The organism is Halomonas gemina (assembly GCF_023554995.1).
GTDB classification, from domain to species: Bacteria; Pseudomonadota; Gammaproteobacteria; order Pseudomonadales; family Halomonadaceae; genus Halomonas; species Halomonas gemina.
Genome location: NZ_JAMJPK010000044.1, coordinates 1 through 255 on the forward strand (window position 1 = coordinate 1; position 255 = coordinate 255).

1 rRNA gene is annotated in these 255 nt (G+C 60.4%); it reads right to left on the reverse strand.

Features of this window, described 5'->3' with window-relative positions:
• Positions 1 to 21: 21 nt before the first annotated feature.
• Positions 22 to 255, reverse strand: a 23S ribosomal RNA gene (locus tag M8009_RS19455); the annotation flags it as partial.

Below are 255 nucleotides of genomic sequence, written 5' to 3' on the forward strand. Positions count from 1 at the left end.
GGCAGACCGCTTGGGTGTTATATGGTCAAGCCTCACGGGCCATTAGTACCGGTTAGCTCAACGCCTTGCAGCGCTTCCACACCCGGCCTATCAACCAGCTGGTCTCGCTGGGCCCTTCAGGAGGCTCGAGGCCTCGGGGATGTCTCATCTTGAAGGGGGCTTCCCGCTTAGATGCTTTCAGCGGTTATCCCGTCCGCACATAGCTACCCGGCAATGCCACTGGCGTGACAACCGGAACACCAGAGGTGCGTCCAC